This window comes from Microcoleus vaginatus FACHB-2002, assembly GCF_040004035.1.
GTDB classification, from domain to species: Bacteria; Cyanobacteriota; Cyanobacteriia; order Cyanobacteriales; family Microcoleaceae; genus Microcoleus; species Microcoleus vaginatus_C.
Window position 1 is genome coordinate 17445 of the sequence record NZ_JAMPLN010000008.1, and the last position, 19103, is coordinate 36547.

Genomic DNA, 19103 nt, shown 5'->3' on the forward strand with positions numbered 1-19103 from the left:
TATCAAATATAGTTATTACATTTAGCTAATAATGTAACTGCATACTGCCGAATGTAGACTGTGAACAGCGGACTTTTTCATAAATAACTAGGCATTGACAAATTTTCATATATGTGTTGTGCCGTTTTTAGCCGAGTCTCGATCCCCCTAAACCCCCCTTAAAAAGGGGGACTTTGAGTATGCTCTTGTCCCCCCCTTATTAAGGGGGGTTAGGGGGGAGCTCCGGGTTTTAAAACACGCCATAGTTCCATAATCTTAATTCAGGGGAAGGGCGATCGTAAATTCTGAACCTTCTCCCAGCACCGATTCGCAAGTTAGTTTACCGCCGTGGGTTTCTTCCACAATTTGCCTGCTGATAGACAACCCCAAACCAGTACCTTTCCCTACTCCTTTGGTAGTAAATAAATGGTCAAATATTTTCGACTTGACCTCTGATGACATCCCTTGACCGTTATCTTTAATTTTAATCACCACGCTGTTGTTATCCTCCCCGATATGAGTGATAATGGCGATCGTATTCGGTAAAGCTTCAATTTCCGCGTAAGTGCGACCCTGATTGAATTCGTCAAAACACTCGATCGCATTTGCCAGCAAATTCATAAATACCTGATTTAGTTGCCCAAAATAACATTTAACTGGCGGGATATCTCCGTATTCTTTGATAATCTTAATCGCGGGGCGAGTATCTTTAGCTTTCAGGCGATACTGTAAAATCATCAAAGTGCTGTCGATACCGTCATGAATATTTGCTGACACTTTAGTCGCACTGTCAGCGCGGGAAAAAGTCCGCAAAGACTTGCTAATATTTCGGATGCGCTCTGTACCTGATTTCATAGATAAAAGCATTTTCGGCAAATCTTCGATCAAGTATTCTAAATCAATTTCCGATACTTTATCCTCTAACTCATCTCCAGGATTAGGAAATTTTTCTTGGTAAAGTTGTAAGCAATCAATCAAATCTAAGCTCGCCTCAGCAGCAGCATCAAGATTGCCCGCAATAAAACCAAGCGGATTGTTAATTTCGTGAGCAACCCCTGCAATCAAGTTACCGAGAGCCGACATTTTTTCGCTTTGAATGAGTTGCAGTTGCGCCTGTTGCAGTTCATTGAAAGATTTTTCTAACTGTTGAGATTTTTCTTTCTCGCGCGCGTACAAACCAGCATTTTCTACAGCAATAGCAACTTGAGAAATTAACACTTTGAATACTTCTACTCTCTCTGCTGTAAAAGCTCCTACTGTCAAAGCATTTTCTAAATAAATTATTCCGCGCCGCTGAGATTGATAAATAATAGGCAAACAGAGAATTGATTTTGGTTGATATTTCTGAATGTAGTTGTCCACTTTAAAAGGTTCGGCGACAGTCGCATTGTCTAAAACCAGATGCTTTTGACTGCGGTGTACGTAATTAATCAGAGACAGGGGAACATCTTGACAATTTTCTACGGGAATAGACGGTAAAAGTGTCACTTTATCCTCCGCAAAACTGCCAGTAGCTTCTATGCAGAGGATCTCGTTTTTCAGCAGCAGCAGCACTACTTTTTGAGCCGCCGCATTTTCTAAAATAATTTTGATTAATTTGGTCAACAATTTTTCGAGAACTATTTCACCGTTAATGGCTTCCGCCGACTTAATAAAAGTAGCTAAGTCTAAGAAATCACATAAACTACTACTGGTAGTATTTCCCGTGGCAGTGCGGGTGACATCGAGGGTTGGGGTTGGAATTGTGCGCGTCTGTGCTGCTAAGAAAGGATGTATTGATTCTAAATGTTTAACTTTAGCTATGGCTCCCCAATGGATATATCCATAATAGGCTTTAGTCAGATATGCTTGAGAAACTATCTCTTTACCCAAACCTTGATAAAATTCTCCTGCTAATTCATAGGCTAATGCTTCCTCTTGAATGTAACCGTTTTTAGCGGCTCCATCAATTGCGCGATCGTACAATTCCCTGGCTTCGGTATTTTGCCCTAAAACTCGCGCTGTTTCCGCTGCTACCAAGTCGTATTTGTGTTGATAGTTCATCGGAGCATGAACTGCCCATTTTTTCATCTTATTTTGGTTTTGCAGCACTTTTTCCAGATATTGCTTTTGTTCCCCTTTGCCAGTTGCTGGATACAAAGCTATGATACTGAGAGAGGAGTAAAAATTATTCAGAGAAACCACATAAAATCCGGCTGTGGCTTCTTCATATTTCTCAAATAGCCTTGAATTTTCCAAGGCTTCTCCGTAGTTTCTGAAGATAAAATTAAGCTGAGTTTTGGCATTATAAACCAAACTCACTAAAAAAAAGTTTTTATTTTCTATTAAAACGGGGAGCGTTTTTAATTCATTAAAGTTATCGCCGACTAAATGGCAGGGTTCGACAGCTTGACCGCGCAAATTGAGGGCTGTCTGCCTGCCTATACTTATATACTGTACAGCCATTTCTAGTTGAGATTGCTGCATTAGTTTCAGATACTTACCAGTCTCCTGCTCCACCAAATCTAGAGGCTCTCCTATCGATAGTTTTTTGAAGCAATATTCACCTATAGAATAACCCGCATATTCCAACTCTCCAGTTTCGATCCCAGCTTGAAAACCTTCTTTGAGCTCGTCTAATCCTGACTTGACAGAGGCTTTCCAGTGGTTAATAAAAGAACCAAAGGGTGTATAAACTCTACTTTTGATTGAACGGGATGGAAATTTGTCTAACAGCCTAATTGCCAGTTGACCGAATTGGTATGCCCAACTACTGTCCCCTAGCTTGTACATAACTACGCCATAAAAAACGTAGGCAATACTCGCGTAAGGCGAATTACCATATTTAATGCACAGCTTGACCATCCTAAATGCCAGCAGCGGTACCAGTGAGGGCTTGGCCTGAACAGCAGTGCTGAGAATCCCTGATAAAATCCGCATAGCTGCTTGTTTGTCGGGATCGGTCATTTCTGGCAAGTTAGCTAAATCCTCAATTCGTTTCAATCCCAAGCTCAGTTTTGTATTAATCATTCCCGCCACAATATTTAGCGCCTTGGGGTTTTGAGGAAAAGAAATGCCTAACAGTTTCAGCACTTCCAGTCCTGTATTGAGTGCTTCTACAAGTCTATTTTGAGCGTTATAAGACTGGATTTGAAGTTCATAAACATTCACTTTGTCCACTAAGTTTTTAGATTTTTGCAGTACAATATCAACCAGCTTTTTTGAATCTTCATAGTTGATGTTTAAGTATTCAGCTTCTGCTGTTGACTCGTAAATTGCTAACGTCAACTCATAGTGACTTTGCCAAGAATCTGCTGGCAATAATTCCATAGCAACCCGCAAATACCTAACAGCAGCTTCATAAGCAGCAGCAGCTTTTCCCTTGCGTCCAGCAGTTAAATTTAATTGGGCTAACTGCATCTTTTCTGCTGGCTGGCTAATCGTGTCTATTCCGACATTCAATTGATTGACGATATCAAAGATATTTTCTTCTAGCTTGTCTGGGGGAGTATTCTGTAACAGTAATTGACCTATCTTTAAATGGGTGGATTGCTTTTGGTCTTCGGGAATTAGCGAATAGGCGGCTTGCTGAACGCGATCGTGCAAAAATTTGTAACTAACCCGCGAAGTGTCTAACTTGAGATTGATTGATTCGGCTCGATCGAAAACTAAAGGAATGCGATAGGCATCGCTCAAAGGCAGAATTAACCCTGCTTGCAAAGCTGAATAAAGTTCAGTAGCTGTAGTATTAGCTGACTTTTCGCTAACAAGTGACAGCACATCTAGAGCAAATTTATCTCCCACGCAAGCTGCTAGCTTCAACACTTCTTGTGTGGGTGCGGGCAGCTTTTCAATGCGAGAAGCTACCAGTTCCACCACACTTTTATCGGTGATTCCAATGGCTTGGATTTCATCGATACTCCAATACCAGCCACTTTGACTTCCCTCATTGGTAATGTGATTAAATTCAAATTTCAAAAGAGAGTCTTGATAAAGTGCTTGGAGTAATTGGGTCAAGAAAAAAGGATTCCCACCCGTTTTATTCCAAATTAAATCGGCTAGATTTGTTACTTTTTCTGTGCAAGTGTTAAGTGTTTCAGTGACTAATTCCGTCACATTTACTAAATCCAGCGGTTGCAACACGATATTGTTGACTATTGTACCAGTTTTTTCAATTTCTTCTACAGTCTGAATTAAAGGGTGGGTGGGACTAACTTCATTGTCTCGATAGGCACCGATAAGCAACAAATATTCCTGGTCAGGGTCAGTTATCAGTATTTGCATCAACTTTAATGTTGCTGAATCTGCCCACTGCAAATCGTCTAAAAAGATAACTAGGGGGTGTTCTTTTTGGGCGAAAACGCGAATAAATTCTTTGAATACCCGATTGAATCGATTTTGGGATTCTACAGGGGCGAGTTCTGGGACTTCTGGCTGTTTGCCGATGATTAATTCAACTTTTGGAATTACGTCGGCAATTACTTGGCCGTCTGTTCCCACTGCTGTTAAAATTTTACGGCGCCATATTTCTAATGAAAGTGCACTTTCTGTTAGCAATTGCCGCAGCAAGGAGTTAAATGCTTGGATTAATGAGGCATAAGGAATGTTGCGTTTTAATTGGTCAAATTTGCCGCTGATAAAGTAACCTTTTGACCTGGTAATTGGCTTGCTAACTTCGTTGACTACGGCTGATTTACCGATGCCTGAGTAGCCTGATACTAGCATTAATTCGCTGCTTCCTGATGGGGCCGACTTTTTTTCTAAGGTTGCTGGTTTTTCTAACAAATTGTTAGCTAAACCCGCTCTTACACGTTCAAAGGCTGCTAGCAATTCATTAACCTGATTTTCCCGACCGTACAATTTTTGGGGGATTAACAATTGGCTGAGAATATCTAAGCGTCCGGGGATGAAGTCGGCAATTTCTCCGGTGGTTTCTAACTGATGCAAAGAAATTTCTAAGTCGGCTAACAATCCGGCCGCACTTTGATATCTATCTTCGGCATTTTTGGCCATCAATTTCATCACTATCTCAGAGATAGCGACAGGTATTTCTGAATTAATTTGATGGGGATATATTGGTTGAACTGCGATGTGGCTATAAACTATTTCTAAGGGGTCGTTGCTGGGGAAAGGCAATTTTCCTGTCAGCATTTCATATAATGTGATACCAAGGGAATAAAAGTCTGTGCGGTAGTCGAGGGTGCGGTTCATTCTCCCGGTTTGTTCCGGTGACATATAGGCTAAGGTGCCTTCGACTGAGTTGGGGTTGTTAAATTGCGGGTTTTCTTTGTTGAGTTTTGTAGCAATACCGAAGTCGGTGAGTTTTACTTGTTTTGTTTGCGAGTTAATTATGATGTTGCTGGGTTTGATGTCTTTGTGAATAATGTGCTGAAAATGCAGGTATTGTAAGGCTTTGACTATTTGGATGGCGATGTTTAAATTTGCTTGCAGGCTCAAGGTTTCTCTTTCCAGCAGTTTTGCGAGGGATTCGCCGCCAAAGTCTTCTAAAATGATTCCTAATCGGTGGTCAAATGTTTCGAGACTGATGGCTTTGACGATTTGTTCGCTGTCTAAATTTTGGCGGATTTGATATTCGTGTTTGAGCCTGGTGATGGCTTCGAGGGTGGGATATTCGGCTTTGAGGACTTTCAGAATTGCTGGGGGCGCGTCTGTCGGTGTTTGTCCGCGATAGATTATTGTTTCGACGCCTTCGTGCAGAGTAGAATTTATTTGGTATTCTGATAAGGTTAACATCACTTAACTTAGAAATTACTGGATCTAATTATTATTAGATTAACACTACTTAATCTGGATTTTATGTGATTCCGATCGTGTATTGGGCGATTCCAAATCACACGGAATATACACTAAGTGAAAATGTGGGCTTGCTCGTTTGTGTCAACCAACATATTATATGTAATATTGGTCTTGTGTGTGAGTGCCGAATGCTTTCGCTGCACCGTTTTTCAGGGGGATGGGAGCGATCGCACTCCGCGTCAAACAACAGGAGATGGGAGCGAACGCACTGGGTCTCAAACAGGCAATTGAACGGGTTATCAATCGCTGACTACTGTAACTTCACAGATAGTAGAAATAGATTCCGGTTCAGGCAAAATACGCACGCGGGCGAATTTTAAACCGCTAACTCCTTGTTGTGATTCTACCATGCCCGTCTGAACTTTTGGCTCTACCCAACCTTCGCGAGACAAGTAGCGCAAGTATTGCTGATATTCTTCCCACTCTTCCTCGGTGGAATAAACGACAGTCAACATCCCCGACTGGGTAATCCGCTCTTGTGCGTCTTTGTCAACGGCTTTTTCAATCCGCTTTTTGACAAGTTCGTAGCGGATGTCGCGAGTGCCTTTGACATCAAACATTTTTTCAGTATTTTCGTTGTGAAAAATGTCGATCGTGGTATTCTGCACTAATACTAAATGTGCGAGTTCCATGTTAATTTGAGACTCGGCTTGCAGGCGAAAAACTGTGCGACCACAATCGCAAATAGCTCGCAGTTGTTCGTACCGCAAACTGTGTAGGTGAAACTGACTAAATTTGGGATCGATCGATTTTCCTACATAAATCATGTGATCCATGCCGTCGGTGCATTCGATGTCGCAGTAGTGGGGCAAAATTTGCTGCATTTTTTCTTGCCAGCGGGCCCAGGTTTCTTGGAGTTTGGTGCTGATTAAGTTCAGCATTTGGTCGTAGCGATTGCGATCGCTGTAAACGCAGTTATGTTCATTTTCACAGGCTGCTTGGTAAGCTTCAACGGCTGCCTGAACCTTGGGCCCGCACTGCACAAAATAGTCAAAATATACTTCTAAATGCTCGTTTAAATACTCGGCGGCTCGCACCTCCATATCGACTGTTACTTTTTGTTTTAAATGCTGGATGTAGTCGAGCAAGTCGAGCCGCAGTTGCTCGCCGAGGTGGGTAGTTTGTGTTTCGCAAACGGCATCAACTATGACTAAACCTAAGCGGAATTGTTCGAGCAAATCAGTTTGAATGGCTCGGTTTCTTTCGTCGCTAGAACCGCGAATGTCCGAAATTCCGTACAGCGGATGAACGTCAGCAAATACGATTGTTTCTGGAGGCAGTCCCCAACTTCGCCTTTCTGCTTCTTGGGCGAACCGCCACTCGACTGCGGGGTGGATGTTGTGAATGTGGGTAAACCGCTCCTGGATGGCTTGCCGCAGGGCTGCAATGAAGGCGGGAATGAGTTCTTGGGCGTGTTGAGCGTCAATGCCGTTGAAGTGGTTTGGCCGATCGCACAACAGCCCCACGACTCCCAAAATCCGCACCCCGCACCCCTCACGGGTGACGGATTTGACTACCAGGGGCACCAGCAGCATCGATCGAGTTCCCATTCTCCGCAAAGTTCGATCGCACTCGGTTTCGCACTCCCTACGCAAGTCTGGCACATTCCAAACTTGATTTGCTGCTGTGGCCTTCAAAAAGTGAGAAGCTTCTAGGGAGTGCATTGAATAAAGAATCGGCTGCAAATTTTGGCCGTCTTTTGCAACTAATAGCTGTACCTGTTCGCCGTCGGGTCGCAGCAGCAAAGTGCCGTCAGCATTGAAAAGCGATCGCAAACACCGATCGATTTTCTCAAATTTGTCTGGCCGCAGCATCGAATCTTGATCGATCAATAACTGAGTCAGCCGCCGAATTTGCTCCTGCACAGTGACATCAAAACCTTCTAGCAGCAGCAAACCTTCTACGCGGTAATTATCCAACTGCAATCGATCGGCTAAATTTTCCAGTTGATTCGGCTGCATCAGCCAAGCTTCCCGTTCCGCAACAGGCATTAATTTTAAAGGGATATCCGCAAATTCATTTATTTTTGAGTCAATTCGAGTAATTTTTAACTGTTCCGAACCCAGCCAAAATTCTATAAATCTGGGTTCTCGGTGTTTGGGGTTTTTTACACTCGCCGTGACAGGTTCGTCTAGCACCCGCAAACCGTCGATGTCAATTTGATAATATTGCTTAAATACCCAGTGCAAAAGGTGGCGGCGGTACAATTGTTCTGCTGTTTTAGCGTCCCCATCCTCGAACAGTTGCAGCAGAGAGATGTCGGTTTCTGCAAACAAACCGTTGGTAGATTGAGTTGCCAAGGACGTTTCCTCCCAACCGGCTAAGCGGCAAAATGCTGCGTTAGCGTACCGCAGGGCAAAACTTCCTGGTTGCATTACTGCGATTAAAACACGGCGGTCGCCGAGAAATTGAAACAATCGCTGTAAATCTTGTTTCCACGTTTTCAAGGGTTCAATTTCAGAAGATTGACTGGGTACTTGGCCCGCCAAAGCTTCCAGTAGCTGTTCTATACTTGGTTCGCTGGGCAGGTTGTTACTGTCTTGCTTTGTTGGGACGATATCTGTCGCTGTCGATTTTACGGAGTTGTTGTTGTTTTGATGGGAAGACGATTTAGGAGTAGACATGAGTAAAACACCTGAAAGCAGTGGATTTTGCCAAAAAATGTCAGCGATCGACGATTATGGCTTTGTAAAGAACTTAGAGCCTGTTTGTAAAGTTTGTGTGTGGGTATCGGAAGCTGGGTTTTTTCTCGGAGGATGGGCCCAGGGACTTTTACTTTTCTTCACAAACAACCTGTCAGTCTCGACGTTATAGGTGATATTAACGTGTTTACCGCCTGGGGGGTAACACCCATTATAAGCGGTAGACAGTAGCGGATAGTGTCAGCAACTAATGCTATTTGACTCTGATGCGATATCTATAGCAGGTTTGGGTTGAAGGAAGCACAGCCCTGGTAATTGGTAATTGGTAATTGGTAATTGGTAATTAATAATTGGCAAGCTGGCGGCTGGTCACTAATTTAGCAAATAAACGTGCAACATAAATTCAAATATTAGTTGCTATTTGGCAATGCAAGAATTAACATATATAATACAGCTAACAGGATTTTTGAAAGGACATAGTTATGGCTTTAACGGTTAACAATCTCATTGCCGATGTGACGGGATTTCCTGTATTTGCTGGGGGCGGTCCACGTCTTTTGGCATTCGCTACATCAGATGATATTGACGTAAGGGAGGGAAATTTATCGTCTTTTCCTTGGGGAGTTTGGGGACTCGACGGCAACGATACTATAGGAGGTTCGTCGGATTCCAACGAACGTCTGTTAGGAAATAACGGCAATGATATTATCGCTGGTGGGGGCGGAAATGACATAATTTACGGCGGTAAAGATACCGACCTCTTGGAGGGAAATGAGGGCAACGATGTAGTTAGGGGCGACGCCGGAAATGACATTATCTTTGGAGGTTTCGGGAACGATATCCTCCGGGGAGGGCAAGGAGACGACGATTTAGTCGGCAATGAGGGCGACGATTTCTTGGTGGGCGATCGGGGAATTGACCTGCTCACGGGAGGTCTCGGTGCTGACATATTCGTGATCAGAAGCAACGATGAAGCATTTGGTATAAATGCAGCAGATGTCATTACCGATTTTAACTTTGACGAGGGCGATCGCATCGGTTTGACGGACGGTTTAACAGAACTAGACCTTTTCTTTGAAGACGACAATTTGATTGATTACGATAACGACGGAATTATCAACGACATGGTGATTGAAAACATAATTACCGGACAGATTGTGGGGGTAGTTTTAAACACCAACAACTTTGAACTTCTCGGTGCATTTGAACAAGCGAGTCCGTTTGCATTGGCAGTTAACGGTTCTCAATTCCAGTTTTTAGCTTAGTTATTTGTAGGTAATTAGACGAGCTCTAGAGCGAGTTCCGGGTAGGGACACGGCACTGCCGTGTCCCTACAGATAGGGGGCAATCTATCTATACGCCACCGTACTTTGCAGCATTGATATTAAAACATTTATGCCTTTAGAGGTTTTTTAGCCTCATCTAAAAGTAGAAATTCAAAATCGGGGAAAGTATATACAGCACTTTCCGATTTTATGAGGTTCAATTAAGTGAAAAGCACCTGATAGCTAAAGCTCATAAAATCCTATTTTTTAGACCTCAGCTCAAAAATAGTGACAGCGAACTTGGCAGAGAAGATGTCAAGCGAGAAAAGTAGCTGCCCGGTTTGGCGTTACTAAAAGTCTAGTTCAAAAACTGGTCAACCAACAACAAACTGAGGAAAATTTACTTCCCAAACAGAGGGGAAAACCCCGATTCAGTCATTTAACTGATGCAGAAACGGAAGTGAGAGAATGCTTTAGCTAGTCATCCCGATGCTACTTTGAGCGAATTGTGTGAATTATGGGGGCAGAAGACTGGAAAATGGGTGAGTCGGACTGCCTGTGTCGCCCCAAACAAAAATTAGGACTCACTCGAAAAAAAAACATGGTACAGTAGCCAAGCCGGAACAGAAAGAGTACAAAAACTCAGAGTTGAGTATTGGGAAAAAATCCGAAATATCGAGGCCCAAAACAAGCGTATTTTTAGACGAAACAGCGATGATGCGCTCGTTTGGCTAGCAGTCATGCCCATTCTCCTTTGGGGATAAGAATAGGAGGAATTAAACCATTTTATCGAGGAGCGTTCGTCACAGCTATTGGCGCAATGAATCTTAAGAAAGTGCTGGCAGTAATGACCCTGAAGGACTCAATGGACGGTGCAGCATTTTCTGTATTTATTGAGAAGTTTTTATGCCGTCAGTTGTGGCTCTTGTGCGGTAGTAGTAATGGATAATTTACCCGCCCATAAAGTAACCTCAATCAATTCAATGATTGAAAGCGTAGGTGCAAGGGTTATTTGTTTATCCCCTTAGTCTCCTGATTTTAATCCTATTAAAATAGGGTAGTCGCAGCTTAAATATTCTTTGCGAATGTTTTCTCCCAAGACCCCAGAGATGATTGACATGATCATAGCAGTTGCCCTTAATTTGATGAATCCGAACCCTTTAAGACATTGGTTCACTCATTGCTCCTACTGTACCTCATAGCATCGGAAAGTGCTGTAATATGGTGTCTGATTACACCCTCATTCTGCCTATTCAGGACGGCGAATGTCTGATGGGTTTGACCCATCAGACATTCGCCAACAGTCTCTTTCTATCGCCGATTTTTATCTTAACTTTTTGAGTTTCTTCAAGTGCGATCGCCTCAAGTTTTCCACCAACTGCCGCAACTGGTTCAAATTACCCGCTTCGCCGCCATACTTCCACCGCACGTAAGCTTGCGAAACTTCATCAATCACCTCAGCTTCATCAGTTGCATGATTGCCGCGCATTGCCTCAGCATATTCCAAAGGCGTTTGAGCTTTCTGCTTGGCAAATCCCCTACTCGCCAAATCCTTCAACATTTCCTGATAAACCCCCTCCACCGGCGGCAACTTCGCCAGCCAGCGGCGGTGGCGCCACTTGCGCCACAGTTGCCAAATTAACCAGCCAATAAAGCCAAAGGCGATCGCAGCAATCAAACCAGTAAATAACCCCACCCAACCCTTAGCAAACTGTCCCAGAAACCAGCCCACAATCAAAGTTATCCAGCCAATTACAAAACCTATGACTGAATCGAGCCCGCTTCTGAGAGGAGTCGGTAGCCAACCCGCGACCCACTTCCAAAACGATTCCAGCGCACTAAAAGTCTGGTTGTCTTCCACCGAAGCCGGAATCAGCGGATAACCGGGAATCGGATTAAAACCAAACCAGCCGTTATTGGGAAAATATACCTCCGTCATCAAAAAAGCATCGGTATTTTTCACAACGTAGTAACCAGTAAACGGGTTAAATTCCCCCGTATCGAAGCCGCCCGCCAGTCGCGCCGGAATCCCGATCGATCTTAGCATAATTGTCAGTACCGTCGAAAAGTGGTCGGGATATCCACCTGTAACTTTTTTGCCATCCTGGGTATTTTTGTAACCAAACAGAAAACCCTCCACTAAATCTTCACCTTCCTCTAAGTAAGGCAAAGCTTTTTCTATTTTATAATTAGGGTTTTGCTTCAAATATTGAGCTAAGTACAAAGCTTTTTCGTAGGGAGAATCGATCGGTCTGTCCGACTGAGCTACTCTAGTTCTTGCCGCCAATATTTCTTCTGTTTTTTCTCGCACCTTCTGGGCAATTTTCGGCGGCACATCCAAATAGAAGTTGCGAATATTTTTCGGGTAATTAGTGCCAGTTTTCCCCAACAAAGAGCGATCGCGAAAAGGTACATTAGAAATAACTGTATAAGTCACACCCTCTCCCAATTCCGCAGGCGCTCGCAAACCCCCCTCCGCATCAACGGCCACCTCTGGACTGGGAAAATAAAGCTCCTTCGGCTTGTTTAAAGCCGGAATCAAATTAGGCAATGGAGCAACAATAGTATAACTTTGAATCACCTCTTGAGTCCGAGGCGCATTGGGAAAAGGATTCAAATAAAATTGATAAGACCAGCGAGGTCTAGTAACCTTTTGAGCTTGTTCGTTGCGAGAAATTTCCCAACCCTGACCGGTGTATTTGTCAAAGCCTAATACCCGCCAAAAACCCGCAGCCTGCGATCGCACCCGCATCACCACTTGGGGTTTCATTTCCCCCCGCAAATTTTGATTAATGCGCTGGTTGAAACCGTAATAAAAAGTAGAGTCTACCTCTCCTGGCCCAGAGTCTGGGTTTCTCCCCCTTCCTCCGCCAGTCCCTTTTTCATTTCCCCCTCTAACATACCCCGGATTCAGAATGCTGCGCTCGTCAAACTCCCCCTGATATTCAATAGGAGCACTCACCGGAAAAGTCCGCAACTGATAGCCAGGGAGGCGTGGCAAAAACGCAAAAATAGTCAGCCCCAACCCGACAGTTATCAGCAGCAGCCAAGCAAAATTCTTTGGGGATAAAGTAGCAGCAAATAGCGACAGGCTTTCATTTTTCCCTTTACCTTGTGCTTTTTCGCCAATGGCTTCTGGCTTCACAAATCCCAAGCGCGATCGATAATCCAAAACTAAAGTCGGAAGCGCTAAAGCCAAAAACACGAACAACAGCGGCGCAAAAGTCAAGGTTTGGCTGAGAGTCGCTGCTACCCCTAACAAAATTAGCCCGATTACCATCGAGTAGCCTAAATCCTTGCGACGAGGCAAATCAAAACTGTGCAGAACTTGAAGTTGGATTAACAGTTGCGCCAAAACTAACCGCGTATCATTCAATTCTCCCACCAAGCGGCTAAAAAAAGCGAACAGCGCCACCAGCATTCCAATAGCTATGCAGAACTTAGCAGCTACATTGCGATCGCGGCGGCGATACCAACTCCAAGTTGCTCCCACAATACTAACAGGCACAGCCCACAGGTTCAGGGCTTCTTCAGCAGCAACGTCAGTAGCTACAATTCCCACAATTACCAACAACTGAACTAGGATTCGCAGCAGTAAAGAATCCTCAATCACCGGCGGAGGCATGGCCTCAATCTGCTCCCACAGCTTACCCAAAACAGGTATATTTCGCAGGTTATCAGTTGTCATGTGCACCCATCCAACTATTGTAGATTTTAGATTTTAGATTTTAGATTAAATCCACAGATAAATCTGGGTTTGACCTAATCTCTAAACCTTATTTCCCTGTCAAACGCTTTTAGATTTTAGATTTAATCCACAGATAAATCTGGGTTTTAACTAATCTCTAAATCTTATTTCCCTGTCAAACGATTTTAGATTGAATCCACAGATTAACTTCACTGATGAATCTGGGCGCTTCAACTAACATCTAATTTTTTTGGCTTTCCACGACCGAAGTCGGGGAATTGCATTTGTTTTTGTGTGAGGTCAAACCAGCGAGTAAAAACCTAAATTATTTACTCTAATTACCCCTTTCTAGTTGCTATCTTGTCCTGCCCAAATTGGACGAATAGCAAACATCAAAGGTCTGGTCTCGAAGTTTTGGAATCGAACTTCTAGAGCATAAGTCTTGTTCGGTTGTGGGTCAAACAACTCCACACTTAAATGCCCGGAATTCGGACGATGTGCAGTTGCTTCGGCATCTTCTCCCTTTAGTTCCAAACTTCCTGCCCCCGGAAATTGGCAGTCAACTCTTAAACACGGCATTGGTTGTTCTCTGTTGCGGTTCGACAGGTATTGAGCCTCCAGAGTCAGCGAACCCAAACCAGTCAGCCACTCCCGCGAAACCGGCGGCTGATTCACAGGACAATCCAAAGTTAGAGAATCAATGATTTCCCTGGCTGCCAACAGCGACAGCACCATTTGTTGATCGGTACTCGCTGCTTCGTAATTCGGGAAATCTTCTAAATCTAGAAGTCCCCGCAAAGAACCTCGGAGCACTAAACTAGCTAATTCGTTGAGTTCCTGAGACTGGCCCGGAAATAAGCCATCTACAGCGCGCACTAACTTTGAGCCTTCCCGCAGCGACGACATTACCAGTTCCTGACAAGGTTCTAGCAGTTGAGCAAAAACCTTTTGGGCGATCGGAATTGGCAGGCGGCCCCACCTGATATTTTGTAGTTGGGGAGTCCAGAGGTGTAGGGGGGGAACCCATTGCGGGGCTACATCGTCTGGGTAATCGTGGTCGTAGCTTTTGAATTCTGTTTCCCAGGGGAACAGCGGCGGGTTGGATTCAATTTCGGCTCTAAGCCTTTCTTTTAACAAGGTCTGAAAACGGTCTTGCACGGTCGGTATTTCTCCAATTGTCTGCGGTTGTGCGGGTGCATTGCTGTGCGCCCCCACTTGATAGTCCAGCGGGTCTGGTTCGTCCCATTCCCAGTATTCCACCCCGGAATTCTCTTCTGTGTCGCCCCACTCTTCTGAGCGAGGGGATGGATTGAGGTTTTCCTCATCTTCGTTAGAGGCATTCGCGATCGGCGCCTGCAATATCCAGTCTAAAAAATGGCGATCGAAAGCCTCTGCATCCCTGTTCGTTTCGTTATTCATCACTAGATGCCCCTTCTCCGGAATCTGAACGATTTCGCAATTCCCAGGCAAGTTCCAGCAATTTAAACCACCGTTTCTGTACCTGGGCTACCGTGCTGCCGAGGCTTTGCGCGATCGCTGACTCTGACAGACCTTGTTGTTTCAACTTTAGCAAACGCTGTCCTTCTGGGCCAATTTGCTCGCCAAAAGCCTGCCACTGAGAAGGCAGCAAACCTAGATTTCGATCTAAGTCTGCTTCCAGCCACTGGTGAACGAGTTCCCAGCGGTGCGACATGGCGAACCTGAGCAAATGGTACTTGAAGCGCTGCTGCAAATAATCTCTTTGGCGGGGAGTTATGCCCAAAAGCGACTCTATTTCATTAGTCGGCAAGTCTTGCAAGCGCAGCACGAAATAATCGGCGCAGTCTTGTTGATTGCGCTCTTTCAAGTAACCCACTAATTCGTCAATCACGTTTTGCCGCAGAGATTCTGACTCGTCGCCTAGGGGGCGAATTGCCGCCGAACCCTGTCCGGCCATCGCTTCCCGCACCGAGTGCACCGAGGTGTCGTTCCAAGTTTGGTCGGAATCTGAAGCCCCTCCGTCGGCGGCTTGTTCCATATCTACGGAGGTTTCTTTGGGCTGCTGCTGGGAAAAGGTTTGGGCCCGTAAAATAATTAGTTGCTGGCTGCGGTTCCGAGGTAAAGGAATGCGCCGCTTCCCGAAGCGCTCTACAAAGGCCATGTACTCTGCTAGTTCTAAGCGAGTGCGGGGACTGTAGGTGGGTGGTAGTTGGGTTTCGCGCCGGAATGCCTTTAAAGCTTCGAGATAAAATCCTTGCAAAAAATCTTTGATCAGTTCTACTCGCGCCTGATAGCTAGACTGCACCTGCGGAGGAGTGATGTAGCGATAGACGATCGCGCTGAGGGTACTGTGCAATTCTACTCGCCCGGGCCCGGAGCCTAAATTGTAATAATGCAGGCATTGTTGCAAGCGGTGCTGAGCGAGGCTCTGGGCTGAACCTTCTATATCTCCGGAGGCTTGAATCCGCTGGCTTTCAGTGCATATCCTGTTGACTTCTGCTGCGAGTCGCCCTGCTACATCTTGGCAGTTCTGCTCTGACGCGCGAGTGGACTTTTTGAGTTCGTCTAACAGCAGTTCAAATATGGTTTCCACGCTCTGGCAGATTTCCCGCATGATGGTTTACAGCTAACAATGAAAGTACCACAGTTAGTAAAAGTATGGATAAATCTTTCCTACCGCTACTTTACCCCGTATTCCCCAGATAGGACAAACTGCAATGCCCTCTTTCTCCTCCTTCGCGCAAACACAGAGGACGGCTTTTTTTATCTGTCCTGGAGGCGCCATCCGTTAAGAACCAGGTTTAAACAGTTGCCACTGCAACGATGCTTCATCAGAGTGTTGGGTTTGACAAAGCCTTCATGCGAGCCGAAAACGCTACACTGCCGTTGATACCTTCACTCTAGTCATTGTGGTGGTCACAGCAGCCCAAGTCTTGCTGAAGGTGAAGCGAGCAAACAGGTTCTCTCTTTCGGTCTACTAGATGGGGCCAAGGGTTTCACGGCTGTATTTGATCCGGGTCTTCAGCCACTTTTGCCATAAAGTCTCGACGGCGATCGCCCGTCTGTTTCTTGGCAGCATCCTTGAACGTCTATCTAACGGTTTGACTCAATATCATTTGTAGCATCCCAATCACACTGATCAGAAGCGCTCATGTCCGAACATCTGTTTCCTAGCCTTCTAGGATAAATAGGGTTATATTTAATTGCAAGTCCCTTATGCCGTCATTTAAACCCGATCGCACAATTAAGTGTGTGTGATGTTCGTTAACTTCGACATAAATTCCTTTATTTTTACTAACAATCAGAGTGCAGCCTTTTTATAGCCGGATTGAGCGGGGGCTCACCTGCCGCCCAATCGGTGTGCTCGCCAAACAAAGGGGTTCCGGAACAATAAGTTTCATTGCATCTATCTAAGGGTATCAATATTGCGATTACTTTCACCTGAAATGCTGATATTTTACTAAAGTTCGCTCGTCTTCCATCGTCCTCTGGGTTGATGTAAGTGGCTGGCGAAATTTGTTCTAATAGTAAAGTTAGAGTTGAAGGAACAATTTTCAATGCGTAAGTTAAACATAGGTCTATCTGACGAGCAACGTGCAGGCGTTATCGAACTATTGAATCACGACCTGGCAGATGCTTATCTGCTGTTAATCAAAACCAAAAAGTATCACTGGGATGTAGTTGGCCCACAGTTTAGATCGCTCCACCAGTTGTGGGAAGAACACTATCAGGCGTTAACATTAAATATCGATGCTATGGCTGAACGGGTGAGAACTTTAGGTGGCTATCCAATTGGTACTGCTGAGGGTTTTCTGAAGTATGGCTCGATTCAAGAACATATCGGCGATTTGCCTTTAGCGACCGAGATGGTGTCGCGTTTAGTTGACGACCACGAACTGATTATTCGCAATCTCCGCAAACACGTCGAACAGTGCGGTGAAGAGTTTAAAGATGACGGCACCGCAGACTTTTTGACTGGTTTGATGGAACAGCACGAGCAAATGGCTTGGATGTTGCGCTCGTTTATTGAAGGGGAATCCCTTGCGCCAGACGGCCAGCACCCAAAAGCTCAAACGGCTACAGCTTCTCACGCTTAGAGAGATTAAGTAGAAGGAAGAAGGAAGTTCGGCAACGGATTCGCAAGGGCGGATGTAACGGATGTAACGGATGTCAGTTGGATGGAAGTCGGAAGAAGGAAGAAGGAAGAATGGAAAACTTAGATGTTTTTATTTAACCCTCTTTCCTGATTCTTGATTGAGTAAGCTGGCATAATTAAACACCCTCTACCTTCCTATAAAACCCGGTTTATTCAAAAAACCGGGTTTTTCAATGTTGGTTTTATTTAGATTTTAGATTTCCTAAACTGTTGAATCGCATTCTTTCGTATACCTGCGACGGCAACATTCTGTGAGCCTTCGTCCGCGTCTCAATCCTCGCCAGTGTCGTCCCTTCACTCGATTCAGATGCTGGTTTTAACTCTAACCCTGATGCAGTTAGCGGTGTAACTATTATTTTTAATATACTTTCTATTAAGAGCCGATACAAATTATGGCGCAAAAGTGCCATAGATAAATCTTCTTTGAAAGCTCGGTACAGCCAAGATAATGTACTGCGGTGATTGCCGCTGCGGTTGCTTTTAACAGCTAAGTAAATGTAAAAATTGCTGCTAGACCAGCGATAAATGCTGCTGGGAATTCCGGGATGTTGCCGCCGGACATCTGCCATAATTAAAGAGTGAGATTTTGCCATTGCTGCATAGTTGCCAGAATACTTAGTTGGCTATCGGCAGATTGCCAACTAAGTATTCTGGCACGACTTTAAATTGATAATGTTCGGCTATGCGGAGGTTAAGTTCCCAGTCTTCGCAGCCTTAAGCGTTTTCTAGTTTAAGTTTGCCGTTGTAACCGCCGACTTTTGCAAAAAAACGCGGCGGATTAGAGATGAGCTGGCATTGCCTATAAAATATTTATAAACTAATGCTGTCTAAACTTCTCGTTCGATGGTGGAGTTATAAAATCCACCTGTGAGGAAGTCTTTTTCATTTATATCAACTGATACCAATTCACTATGAAGGTACACTAAATTTAGGCTAAAAGTAGAGGAGATGCAATATGGCCAACAAATTTAAGGTAGAAATTCAGGAAACGGTTGAGGAACTAGAGCATCGACTCGAACGGGCTATAACCTCCGTAAGTAAAGAAAAATTACTGCTATTATACTGGATTGCCACCAAAAAAATCAAAACAAGAGAAGAATTAGCCACGATGCTGAAGCGAGACGAATCAACAATATATCGTTGGTTAAGAGCTTACAAACAAGGTGGAATTACCTCATTACTCACAGTTAAAAAAGCTCCCGGGAAGACTCCACATATACCACCGGAAGTCAGAGAAAAATTAATCAAAAAACTGCAAAAACCAGAGGGGGAAACAAGTTATGGCAAATTACAGATATGGCTCGAAAAAGAATGCGGGATCAAAGTGAGCTATAAAGTCGTACATGACCTAGTTCATTATAAATTAAAATCTTACCTCAAAGTGCCAAGACCCCAAAGCAATAAGGTGAACGAAGTTGCACAGACCAACTTCAAAAAAAAACTGTGGGAGATTATCAAAGTAATGATTAAATATTTCGGAACAGGACAGCCTGTAAGGATATGGTGTCAGGACGAGAGTAGATTTGGATTGATTACTATGCAGGGCAGAATGATTACATTGAAGGGGATAAAACCCGTCGGAAAAAAACAATAGAAGC

11 protein-coding genes are annotated in these 19103 nt (G+C 44.4%); 5 read left to right on the top strand and 6 right to left on the bottom strand.

From position 1 onward, the window contains the following. Positions 1-255 precede the first annotated feature (255 nt). On the bottom strand, positions 256-5712 hold the full coding sequence (locus NDI35_RS09360) for a trifunctional serine/threonine-protein kinase/ATP-binding protein/sensor histidine kinase (protein WP_445312494.1): 5457 nt from the start codon (positions 5710-5712) through the stop codon (positions 256-258). Positions 5713-5896: 184 nt separating this feature from the next. Between NDI35_RS09360 and NDI35_RS09365 the strand changes: the two genes are divergently transcribed. Then, positions 5897-6025: a hypothetical protein gene (locus NDI35_RS09365; protein ID WP_445312495.1), complete on the top strand. Its 129-nt coding sequence runs from the start codon at positions 5897-5899 to the stop codon at positions 6023-6025. Here NDI35_RS09365 and NDI35_RS09370 read toward each other — a convergent pair. Next, positions 6015-8399, bottom strand: coding sequence for a GAF domain-containing protein (locus NDI35_RS09370; protein WP_445312496.1), 2385 nt, complete (start codon positions 8397-8399; stop codon positions 6015-6017). The genes NDI35_RS09365 and NDI35_RS09370 overlap by 11 nt on opposite strands. On the opposite strand from NDI35_RS09370, the gene NDI35_RS09375 reads away from it, so the two are divergent. Further along, positions 8398-8589 (top strand): hypothetical protein, encoded by a 192-nt coding sequence (locus tag NDI35_RS09375; RefSeq protein WP_445312497.1) that lies wholly within the window; start codon positions 8398-8400, stop codon positions 8587-8589. The genes NDI35_RS09370 and NDI35_RS09375 overlap by 2 nt on opposite strands. 310 nt (positions 8590-8899) lie before the next feature. Next, positions 8900-9682, top strand: a complete 783-nt coding sequence (locus NDI35_RS09380; RefSeq protein ID WP_445312498.1) for a calcium-binding protein — start codon at positions 8900-8902, stop codon at positions 9680-9682. A 1324-nt stretch (positions 9683-11006) separates the two neighbouring features. Here NDI35_RS09380 and NDI35_RS09385 read toward each other — a convergent pair. The 3 genes from NDI35_RS09385 to hetZ form a co-directional block, all read right to left on the bottom strand. Continuing rightward, entirely contained in the window at positions 11007-13370 is a 2364-nt protein-coding gene (locus tag NDI35_RS09385; RefSeq protein ID WP_445312499.1) for a transglutaminase TgpA family protein, read from the bottom strand. A 348-nt stretch (positions 13371-13718) separates the two neighbouring features. After that, a complete protein-coding gene (locus NDI35_RS09390; protein ID WP_445312500.1) occupies positions 13719-14789 on the bottom strand; it encodes a hypothetical protein in 1071 nt (356 codons plus the stop codon). Next, on the bottom strand, positions 14782-15963 hold the full coding sequence (hetZ, locus tag NDI35_RS09395) for a heterocyst differentiation protein HetZ (protein ID WP_445312501.1): 1182 nt from the start codon (positions 15961-15963) through the stop codon (positions 14782-14784). Before hetZ ends, NDI35_RS09390 begins: the two co-directional genes overlap by 8 nt. A gap of 943 nt (positions 15964-16906) precedes the next feature. Here hetZ and NDI35_RS09400 point away from each other — a divergent pair. Beyond that, positions 16907-17446, top strand: coding sequence for a Dps family protein (locus NDI35_RS09400; protein ID WP_445312502.1), 540 nt, complete (start codon positions 16907-16909; stop codon positions 17444-17446). A gap of 241 nt (positions 17447-17687) precedes the next feature. Here the strand turns inward: NDI35_RS09400 and NDI35_RS09405 are convergent, their stop codons facing one another. Then, positions 17688-18098 (bottom strand): hypothetical protein, encoded by a 411-nt coding sequence (locus tag NDI35_RS09405; protein ID WP_445312503.1) that lies wholly within the window; start codon positions 18096-18098, stop codon positions 17688-17690. Between the two features lie 362 nt (positions 18099-18460). Between NDI35_RS09405 and NDI35_RS09410 the strand changes: the two genes are divergently transcribed. Then, positions 18461-19099, top strand: coding sequence for an IS630 family transposase (locus tag NDI35_RS09410; RefSeq protein WP_445312504.1), 639 nt, complete (start codon positions 18461-18463; stop codon positions 19097-19099). Positions 19100-19103: the final 4 nt, after the last annotated feature.